Origin of the sequence: Cellulophaga sp. BC115SP, assembly GCF_009905545.1 — a bacterium.
Classification (GTDB): domain Bacteria; phylum Bacteroidota; class Bacteroidia; order Cytophagales; family Spirosomataceae; genus Flectobacillus; species Flectobacillus rivi.
The window spans coordinates 1-10,918 of record NZ_JAAALB010000021.1; the positions used below are offsets into that span (position 1 = coordinate 1).

At 39.4% G+C, this 10,918-nt stretch carries 5 protein-coding genes; all 5 read left to right on the forward strand.

The features are described from left to right. The first annotated feature begins 611 nt into the window (after positions 1 to 611). From GVN22_RS15855 to GVN22_RS15875, 5 genes are read left to right on the forward strand one after another with little or no spacing between them, the layout of a single operon-like run. Entirely contained in the window at positions 612 to 2,876 is a 2,265-nt protein-coding gene (locus GVN22_RS15855) for a fasciclin domain-containing protein (protein WP_166551992.1), read from the forward strand. Positions 2,877 to 2,920: 44 nt separating this feature from the next. Beyond that, on the forward strand, positions 2,921 to 6,199 hold the full coding sequence (locus GVN22_RS15860; RefSeq protein ID WP_166551993.1) for a SusC/RagA family TonB-linked outer membrane protein: 3,279 nt from the start codon (positions 2,921 to 2,923) through the stop codon (positions 6,197 to 6,199). A gap of 30 nt (positions 6,200 to 6,229) precedes the next feature. Next, the gene (locus GVN22_RS15865; protein WP_166551994.1) at positions 6,230 to 7,735 is read left to right on the forward strand and encodes a RagB/SusD family nutrient uptake outer membrane protein; all 1,506 of its coding nucleotides are present in this window, start codon (positions 6,230 to 6,232) and stop codon (positions 7,733 to 7,735) included. 35 nt (positions 7,736 to 7,770) lie between these two features. Further along, positions 7,771 to 9,426: a fasciclin domain-containing protein gene (locus GVN22_RS15870; protein WP_166551995.1), complete on the forward strand. Its 1,656-nt coding sequence runs from the start codon at positions 7,771 to 7,773 to the stop codon at positions 9,424 to 9,426. A gap of 27 nt (positions 9,427 to 9,453) precedes the next feature. After that, the gene (locus GVN22_RS15875) at positions 9,454 to 10,911 is read left to right on the forward strand and encodes a fasciclin domain-containing protein (RefSeq protein WP_166551996.1); all 1,458 of its coding nucleotides are present in this window, start codon (positions 9,454 to 9,456) and stop codon (positions 10,909 to 10,911) included. The last annotated feature ends 7 nt before the right edge of the window (positions 10,912 to 10,918 follow it).

The window sequence follows — 10,918 nt, forward strand, 5'->3', positions numbered from 1 at the left end:
TTGGCAATGGAACATACCCTAATTAAATTGCTTAGGTGGATAAAATTACAAGTCACTCATTATCAGATCCTAAAAAAAGCTGGGTAGAGTAGTTTGAAATCAAAAATCATTATTGAACTATTTCAATATTTTTCATCACTAACAGGATGAAGCATGATGGTTATAGATTGGACTTCTTGTTATTTTACATCGAAAATACAGGTAAAGTATTACCTAACCATCCCGATACAAACTGATTTATAACCTTTAAAAAACCAATTTAATCCTATGGAAAAATATATACCTTTAATGAATCCGCACGTCTTTTGTTTACCACATACTAACAAGCAATTCTCTCTGATTTGACGTGCAACCAATCTTTAACTTCATTTTTTCATAATTTTTTTCTGTGATTAACACGTTTGTTGCGCAATACTTGAAAAAAGTAAAACCAAGATAAATGTGTCAATCTAACACTTTTTGTTTTAACTCAAAACCTAATAAAACTCCAAATTATGGCACAACCTACCTGCCAGCATAATTAACAAACCAACATAGAATCATATAGTAAACCAATAAATCCGATAGGACTAATATATTAAATCAGTAAATCTCAAATTAAACAACAACGCATGATGCATCGATACTCTATTCGCTACTGGCTGGTACTGAGTGTGCTCATCAGTACTTTTCTAGGTAGTTGTACCAAAGAAGAGTTGGATATCTACAAACGTCCTGAGACACTCGAACCTCCTATTTATCAAGTGCTTACGAAACGGGGTAATTTCAAAACCTTACTGGGTGTCATTGACAAAAGTGGTTACCAACGTACGCTATCAAGTGCAGGTTACTGGACTTTTTTTGCTCCAAATGATGACGCTTTCAATAAGTATTTTACCGCTTCGGGTCAAAGCCTCAACGCTATGGATTCAACCAAAGCCCGTGAGATTGTTCAGGGCTTATTGGTATTTAATGCTTTTGACAAAAACCGTTTGGCAGACTATCAAGCTCCTGCTGGATGGCAAGATTCTCGTTCATTTAGACGTAAGACAGCCTATTATACAGGATTTTACGATGAAAAATCCTTTGATGGAAATTCATTCAAATCTGTTGCTACCAACCGTCAGAACGGTAATTACATTGTGGGCGACAACAACAATAAGCACATTGCGTACTTTACGGATGAATACCTGAGCGCTCGTGGACTAACTGCCACTGACTACAATTATTTCTATCCTAATGTAAGCTATAGCGGCTTCAACGTGATGAACTCGAAAGTAGTCAATGCTGATATTTTTGCTGAAAATGGAATGATTCATGAAATTGATGATGTACCCACAGTACAACCTTCGATTGACGAATTCATCAGAAACAAACCAGAGTATAGCGTGTTCCGTAACCTTATTGAGAAGTATGCGGCAACCTTCGGTTTGAACGATGCCATGACGATTAAGTATGCCAACTTGACTGGAAAAGGCGATAAAGTTTATGTGAAAAATTACAATAAACAAGCTAGTTCGGGTAAGTATTTAACGTTTGCTCCCAACTGTGAAAACTTCTTGAAAAATGCAGAAAATGATGCTCAGTTAGATATGTGGAGTATTTTTGTTCCTACCAACGATGTACTTACTCCTTATATCAATAGTGTGTTGTTAGAAAACTACAAATCATTAGATGCAATGCCTCCAGGTATTATCATCGACTTGATTAATGCGCATTTGTTTCCGTCAACCGTTTGGCCAACCAAGTTCCAAAACTCCTTCAATGCTTTAGGCGAAGAGGCTCGTTTTAATGCTAATGCCAACGTGGTGGAGAAGAAAATCTTGAGTAATGCGATGTTCTACGGAACCAACAAAGTTCAGGAATCTAACCTTTTCTCATCTGTTTACTCAAAATCATATTTAGATCCTAAATACTCAATGATGACACGTATTTTGGATATGGACTGGAAAAACACGATCCTAAATCCGAGAGTGAACTACGTGTTGTTTATGATTAGCGATGACCTTTTCAAAGCGGCTGGATATGATTACGATATATCAAAGTCGGTAGCGAACGTTGCGAACAGTGAGTGGGGATATACGGCACCTGGCACTACAACGCGTACTTCTGGGACTTCTATTTTGGCTAACCTTCAGCGTATTGTTGCTACCTCTGTAGTATATACTCCAAACAAAGAACTGGATAATCTTTCTGGTTCAGGTGTTATCGATGCGATTAATGGTGAATACATTCGCTTTGATGGGAATAAAGTCTATTCAACAGGTACAAAAGCGGCTCCATTGACTATTCTGAGTAGCAAGACTGCTTCTAATGGCAAAGTGTATTACACCAATGGCGTCCTTAATTTCGCACCTGCCAATACCACAATAGCAGACCCAATCGGGAAAGATTTGGCAAATTTGGCTCCTACCCTAACGTCTGATTTTGGCTACTTTTTCGAATATTTGAAAAACTCTACCGTGTACACTGCAGCAACAAATGCTATTGCCAATGTAAGCGAAGGCACATTTTACACATTGTTTATTCCAAACAATGCTGCAATTCAGGCAGCCGTGAATGATGGTGTTTTACCTGGTACTGGAACGGGTGCAACGAAGACGCCAGTCTACAACCCAACGAGTTTATTGGATAAGAAAAAGGTAGAAGATTTTATCAATTATCATATTTTGAATAAAAAGGCTGTGGCAACGGATGGTAAAGAGTCAGGTGCGATGGAAACACTCCTAAAAGATGGAAACGGAGATGCTGTAAATGTCACTGTTTTGAACAGCAAAGGTGCCATGAGTTTATCAGATGCCAAGTTGCGCAAAGCAACGGTGATTGTCAACAAAAGTAACAACTTGTCGAACCGCGCCGTGATTCACTTAATTGACAATTACCTAAAGTCGAACTAATTCTCCAACCAAACCTACATAGTGTTTAACTATGTTCACAGCCAATGAAAATATTAACCAAAATACTCTTAATATGTGGCTTGGTGCTGACAGGAGTTAGCTGGAGCCATGCCCAAAGCCCTAACCTTTTTACGGTGCGAGGGAAAGTTGTTGAAGCAAAAGATAGTTCGGCTGTAATTGGCGTTACAGTCGCCGAGCTTGACAAAGATAATCGTATAGTTAAAGGAGTAACGACCGATGTAGAGGGGAACTTCGTCATTAGAGTTTCCAACCAAAATAACACTTTGTCATTTTCAAGTATTGGCTTTAAAACTCAGAAAGTGGGCATTAAAGGTCGTAGCAATATCAAAATCTGGATGGAATCGAGTTCAGCAGACTTAGATGAAGTTGTGGTAACTGCCAAGCCAACAGATAATGGTTTAATGACAGTTTCTGAAAGAAATACGACCATCGCAGTAGCAAAAATTGATGCGAAGGTATTAGAAGATATGCAAGGAACGTCTATCGACCAAATGCTACAAGGACGTTTGGCGGGGGTAGATATTACTGCTGCTTCTGGTGACCCAGGTACAGGGATGCAAATTCGTATTCGTGGTACTTCGTCTATCAACTCTTCTGTTGACCCGATGATTGTAGTTGATGGTATGCCTTACGAAACATCCATTCCGTCTGACTTTAACTTTGGTACTGCCGATGAAATGGGTTACGCTTCTTTATTAAACCTTGCTCCTTCGGATATTAAAAATATTGCCGTATTGAAAGATGCCGCTGCTACTGCTATGTGGGGCTCACGTGCTGCCAATGGGGTTGTGGTTATCAATACCAAACGTGGTGCAATTGGTACTCCAAAGGTAACTTATACTTTTAAAGGATCGTTATCAAAACAACCTAATGCCATTCCAATGCTTTCGGGTGACCAATATTCGATGTTGATTCCTGAAGCTTATATGAATAGAAATGGTATACCATTAAATACCCAAAACATAAAAGAATTTCAATATGACCCCAACGACCCATACTGGTACAACAACTATAGCCAGAATGTCAATTGGGTAGATGCTATTACGCAATTGGGTTATTCTCAAGACCATAACGTATCGATTATGGGTGGTGGAGAGAAAGCCAAGTATTATGCTTCAACAGGGTATTTCAACCAAGTAGGTACAACCATTGGAACAGGATTAGATCGTATTAACACGCGTATCAACTTGGACTATAACGTATCAAACAGGATTCGCTTTAAAACTGACCTTTCGTTTACGCACTCAGTAAACAATCGTAACTACGTGTCATCTTTAACAAGCAATAAAGATTTAGTACGTTCGGTAGCTTACAGTAAAATGCCGAACATGAGTATCTATGAATACAATGATTTGGGACAATTGACAGGGAACTTTTTCTCTCCATTAACCAACATTCAAGGTACTTTTACGGGTTTGACCAATGCCACTTACAACCCTGTAGCAATGGTAAAATCTGCGAAAAACATTATTACTTCGGAACGTATTATTCCGCACTTTCAAGTGCAATATGACCTTGCACCAGGTAGATGGGTAGCAACTTTTGACGTTCAGTTTGACATCAATAACAACAAGACGAGCTCGTTTTTACCACAAGTAGCCACTGGACAAGCCTTTACAAGTTCGTTTGTAAACGTAGCCACAGACGGCGATGCTGATGGTTTTGCGGTTACTACAAAATCGACTTTGATTTATACCCCCAAAATCAAAAACACGAAGCATGATTTCACTTCTCTTTGGGCTTTGAATACTTCCGATGTAAAATCAGTTTGGCAGGAATCTTATGTAACCAACACTGCTTCATCCGATTTGACAGATGCCTCGAATCCTGCCCGTTTGACTACTTCAAGACTTGCTTCTGGTGTATCTCAAACACGTAATGTAGGTTTACTTTGGAATGTTCACTACGGATTTTTAGACCGCTATATCATTGACTTGGGTCTTAGAGGAGATGGAAACTCACGCTTTGGCCCTGCTTACCGTTATGGTTTGTTCCCAAGTATTTCGGCTAAATGGATTCTATCTGACGAGCCATTTATGCGTCCTTTGGAACATATTTTTGAGCACCTTGGTATCCGTGCTAGTTATGGTCAAAGTGGTAATGCGCCTCGTTATGACTATTTGTATTATGGGAAATACAATACCTTGGGATGGTCGTATTTGGGCGATGCAGCGGTTGTGCCACAAACGATGCAACTTAACAACCTTCGTTGGGAAAGAATCATCGGTCGCAACTTAGGGGTAAACATTATTACTTCGAAAAGAAAATTTACGTTAGATGCTGAATTTTATCAAAACAGTACAAAAGACCTTTTCTTCGAAAACTTACAAATTCCTGCTTACACAGGTTTTAGTAATGTCCAAATGAACGTTGGTACAATGGATAATATGGGTTGGGAATTAAACATGATGTATAATCCATACAAAACCAAAGACTGGAGTGTTGATTTCAACTTTAACATTGCTCGTAACACCAACGTAATTCGTGAAATTTCTGATTTGTATCCTCGTACGGGTGGGAATGCTACTTTGAACGGGGCTTATATGACCTATATGCAGGTAAACAACCCATTTGGTTCATTCTATGGATACCGTTATTTGGGTGTTTATAAAGACAAATCTGCTACAGTAGCCAAAGGCAAAAGTGGCGAACCAATCGTAACACCAGACGGGCAATCGGTTTATATGCGTTTTAACTACCCTAATACCGACTATACCTTCCAGCCAGGTGATGCTATGTATGAGGATGTTAACAAAGATGGTAACATCAACTATATGGACTTAGTGTATTTGGGCAACTCAAACCCAGCTTTCACAGGTGGTTTTGGAGGAAGTGTTTCTTACAAGTCATTCAAATTGACAACCTTCTTCAACTTCCGTAGCGACTATGATGTAGTAAACGCCACCAGAATGAACACTACCAATATGTATGGTTTTGGTAACCAAAGTACAGAAGTTTTGGCTCGTTGGAGAAAAGAAGGAGATGTTACAATGGTTCCAAGAGCGCTTTATAACTCAGGTTATAACTGGTTAGGTTCAAGTCGCTATGTAGAAGATGCATCGTTTGTTCGCTTTCGTACCGCTACTTTCAGCTATACTTTCCCGAAAAATGTGCTGAAGACCTTGCACTTTACCGCACTTCGTGCCTACGCAACCGTGGAAAACTTGATCACTTGGACTAAATACACAGGCCAAGATCCAGAGGTTCAAATGAGAGGTAGTGATCCATTCAGAGTAGCAACGGACAACTCGATGACACCACCTGCAAAAACAGTCACATTTGGTTTTGCAGCAACATTCTAAAGTAGATTCAACCCTTTATTATATAGAAAAATGTTGAAAAAAGTTTTTATACAAACCATCGCCCTGAGTGCTCTTTTACTAACTACCTCTTGTGATAGTTGGTTAGAATTGCGACCTCAAGACGGTATTGTTCAAGATAGATTTTGGAACAATAAAGAACAAGTTGCTTCAGCAGTTGGCGGTATTTACGCATCAGTAATCGATGTGATTCCTGAAAAAGTTTTTGTAATGGGCGAAATTCGTGCCGATATGATAAGTCCATCTTTTCGTATTACCAACAACGAATTGGATATCCTCAACTCAAACATTTTGCCAACCAATGCCTTGACAGACTGGAGAGATTTTTACAGAATTATCAACTACTGTAACACGGTTATTTCATTTGCGCCTGCAGTACTCGACAAGGATAAAACCTATACACAGGATGCTTTGAAAGCACATGTGGCAGAAGCAAAAGCTATTCGTGCTTGGATGTATTTTTACATTGTACGCTTATATGGCGATGCTCCTTTAAAAACTTCGGCAACTAGTAGTGACGATGAAATTGTACCGATTGCCAAGTCGACTCAAAAAGAAATTCTTGTTCAAATAGAGAAAGATTTACTTGAAGCTGAACCCGATGCTCCCACCAGTTACGGAACAAAGGAAAAAGACCATGGTCGTGTAACTAAATACATGGTAAATACCCTTCAAGCTGATGTGTATTTATGGATGGAAAAACCAACCGAAGCATTAGCAGCAACCAATAAAGTGATTAGTAGCGCCAAATTTGGTTTAGTTTCAAACCCAGCTACAAGAAGCAATGCTTGGTTTAGCACAGTTCGTTCAGGTAACTCTACAGAGGGTATTTTTGAATTAGCTTATGGTAGTGATTATACCATTCGTTTCGGGATTACCAACTATCCTATGTACGCTATTTTTGGACTTGGCAACTCTTCTGCCTACAGAAGATACCAAGCGTCAGCGTATGTGAATGAAGAAATCTTTACGGAAGATTTGCTCGACCCAACCAACTACGATACACGTGCGGATGAGTCCTCTTTGACTATGACTACTGGGGTTATTAGAAAATATGACCGTGCCGCTGGCGAAACACCCTTTAATGTAGTCATGTATCGCTATGCAGATGTTTTATTAATGAAAGCGGAGGCGTTGGCGATGTTGAATAGAGGTACAGAAGCGCTCGCTATTGTCAAACAAATTCGTACCAGAGCATGGGCGATTGTTCAAACAGAGCAGTCACCAGACCCAGCGAATATCGATGGTGCAGGCGGTGTTCTCGACTATATCTTGGATGAAAGAGCTCGCGAATTTGCTTTTGAAGGAAAGCGTTGGTTTGATGTACTTAGAAATGCCAAACGTGCCAACTATAAACGAATCGATTTGTTGGTAAACCTTACGGCAAGAAGTGTTCCTTCAGAACGTCAGCAATCAGCTATTGCAAAAATCAAAGACCCTAACAGCCATTATTTACCGATTTACCAATACGAAATTCAAACGAATAAATTATTGGTTCAAAATCCATTCTATAAATAATGCGTCTGTCACTCACAAAAAATTTTATTGAGATTATGAAAAATATCATACAATCAATTTCGGCATTTATCCTAACCATCATGTTAGGAATCGGCCTGTGGGGATGTGCAGATATTACTATCGTTGAAACAACCACTGGCGATGCCAACCTTTATAGTTACCTACTCAAGTATCCAGACAAATATGGAGACTTTGCTAAAATTGTAGAAAAAGCGGGTTACGATAGCTTCCTAGATGCTTATGGCGCCTACACCATGTTTGCACCAAACAATCAGGCAGTGCAGAAATACTTGACTTCTGTTGGAAAACAGGCTACAAGTTTGACGAAAGAAGAAGCTCAGGGCATTGTGAAACTTCATGTCATTAGAGATACTTTGACCACAAGTTCGTTCAAAGATGGGAAGCTTCCTTTGGTAACCATGTACGGACAATACCTTTTGTCAGGTGTGAGCAATTCTACTGCGGGTTCAAGCTATACGCTCAACCGTCAGGCGAATGTCATTGAAACCAATGTGAAAACTGGTAACGGTATGTTACATGCTGTAGATGCAGTATTAACACCAGCCACCAAATCCATTGCGGAGTTGGTAGCAGCCAATTCTAACTATTCCATTTTTGCCCAAGCCCTTAAAGAAACTGGCTATTATGATAGTTTGAATGTACTGAACGACAATTTGGATAAAAGATTTACCACATTGATTGCTGAGTCTAATACTGTTTTGAGTAAAGCAGGATACACTGATTTTGCCAAATTAAAAGCAAGATTTTCGCAAACAGGCAACCCTAAACTCAAATCCGATAGTTTGAATATCTACGTGGCATATCACATTTTGGTTGGTGCCAAATACCTTGGAGACATTATCACAGCAAGTTCACATTTGACCAAAGTAAGTACTGAACCAACCGTAGTTAGTTCAAAGTTAGACGGACAAACCATTCTTTTGAATGATGATGTATTCAATGGGGTTCGTGAACCCGGTATTGAGTTGGTTCGTACAGAAAGTGATAATACAGCCACCAATGGCGTATTACACGCTGCGTCAGGACACTATAATATCAAATTGCGTCTTCCTACAAGAATTGACTGGGATGTTTGTGATTTCCCTGAAATGAAAAAGCTTTCAGCATATTATGGAAAGAAAACTTACAGCTTCCCTGTTGGTACGGTGATTCAGGATATTCAATGGGCAAATGCTTCGTTCCCTCCTACTTATGTGATTGATGCGGTTGCTGCGAAAAAAGACTATTTGCAAGTTCCAATGGGTGTTCCTAGCCGTAACCTTTGGTTAGATATGAAAACTCCAATTATTCCAAAAGGTCGCTATAAAGTTTGGATGTGCTATCGTCGTCAACGTACCTCAAACAGTTTTACGATTACTTGTACAGGTGCGATTGATGGTGAGGTATTGACAAGACCATTCTTATTTATTGACCAAGTGCCAACGCTAGGTGCTGGTGAATTGGAATCATTAGGTTGGAAAATCTATATGTCTCCAGGTACAGACATCAACATGGCGGGTAGATTATTGGGAACGGTGGACATTAAAACGACTGACCGTCACATGTTCAGATTGCAAGCTATCAACGGTACGCATTCACCGAACAACATTGACATGATTCAGTTTATCCCAGTTACTCAAAATCAGATTTCACCACGTCATTTGCCTGATGGCTCTCTGATTAATGAATAATTTTCCAACATTTTAACTTGTAAAAAAATGCGTTCAAAAAATATATATATCCTTTTTCTCATGGTTTGGAGCTTAGGGATGGTCGCCTGTAAAAATTGGGATGACCGTCTAGTTTCTCCTACCGAATCATTGGGGAAAAATCTTTTTGAGCAGATTAGCACACAAGGTAATCTGAGCACTTTCAAAGATTTACTTATCAAAACAGGCTATGACAAAGTGTTGAGTTCTTCAACCAACTATACTGTTTTTGCGCCAAGTAACGATGCCTTAAATGGTTTGAGTACAACCATCTTAAGTGATACAGCACAATTGAAAGCCTTTGTAGGTAACCATATTGCACTCATGAGTCACAATGTTCCTGTAAGCGATGGCACTTCTGAATCTTTACAAATGGTAAATGGCAAGTTTTATAAATTGAGCAAAACAACCTTGGGAACAGCCACGATTGCTTCTGCCAATACCTTTGCTAGTAACGGTGTATTGCATACTCTCTCGCAATCAATCACTGTACTACCATCTTTGTGGAAATACATTAGTACAAACCAAACAGGCTCGGCACAAAATACGGCAATCGCCAACTTGACTTTTCAGGTATTCAATGCTAGTAAAGCTACCATTGATAGTATTAGTGCAACGACTGGTCAGCCAATTTATCGCCCAGGAACAGGATTTGAAACGGTTAATGCATTTACGCAAAATGTATATGACCTCAACTTGGAAACCAAACAATATACCTACTTCCAGTTGAAGGATGCTTCTTTTTTAGCAGAAGTTGAAAAGTTGAAACCTTATTTCAAAACAAGTACTGCTGATAGTACCTATCGTCAATCGGCTTTTGCAACTATCAAAGATTTAGTATTTGAAGGTAATTATACGATTGACCAAATTCCTTCTGTATTGAAATCAAAATTTGGTGTAAATGTTACTATCGACAAATCATCAATTAGTCAAACCATAAAAGTGAGTAATGGTGTCGTGTATGTGTTAGACAAAATCACGGTAATTCCTACGGAAAAATTCCCTACCCTTGTGGTTGAGGGCGAAAACTTCGTAGAGCGTATGCCTGTTTCAATTGGCTCGGCTGTCATTGCAGTTCGTAACCGTTTGAATCCTGTAACTAACCTTACTTCAAACTCCGTATCAGTTATCGGTCATGGTAACTCAGGTTTTTGGTTACGCTATCAGCTCAACGATGTACCATCTATCAAATACAAAGTGTATTGGGTGGTGATCAATGACTTGTATAACACAAATACAGCAGTGGCAGAGGCAGCAACCTTTAATATTAACCAAAAGCTAGCCATGGCGTCTTTGAGTGCAACCACTTTTGCCTATCCAGCGGCGGCTCTTCCCGTGAAGACCTACACCGAACAGTTGCTAGGCGAATATACGGTTAACTCTTTCGGAAAGCTTAATATGTACTTGGTTGCCAACGGTACCAATGCCATGAGTTTGGACTATATCAAATTGGTTCCTTCACTCTAATTGGAAC

Bases quoted from the DNA above. Each gene is read 5' to 3' on its own strand.
- GVN22_RS15855 (WP_166551992.1), top strand. From the start codon at position 612: ATGATGCATCGATACTCTATTCGCTACTGGCTGGTACTGAGTGTGCTC.
- GVN22_RS15860 (WP_166551993.1), top strand. From the start codon at position 2,921: ATGAAAATATTAACCAAAATACTCTTAATATGTGGCTTGGTGCTGACA.
- GVN22_RS15865 (WP_166551994.1), top strand. From the start codon at position 6,230: ATGTTGAAAAAAGTTTTTATACAAACCATCGCCCTGAGTGCTCTTTTA.
- GVN22_RS15870 (WP_166551995.1), top strand. From the start codon at position 7,771: ATGAAAAATATCATACAATCAATTTCGGCATTTATCCTAACCATCATG.
- GVN22_RS15875 (WP_166551996.1), top strand. From the start codon at position 9,454: ATGCGTTCAAAAAATATATATATCCTTTTTCTCATGGTTTGGAGCTTA.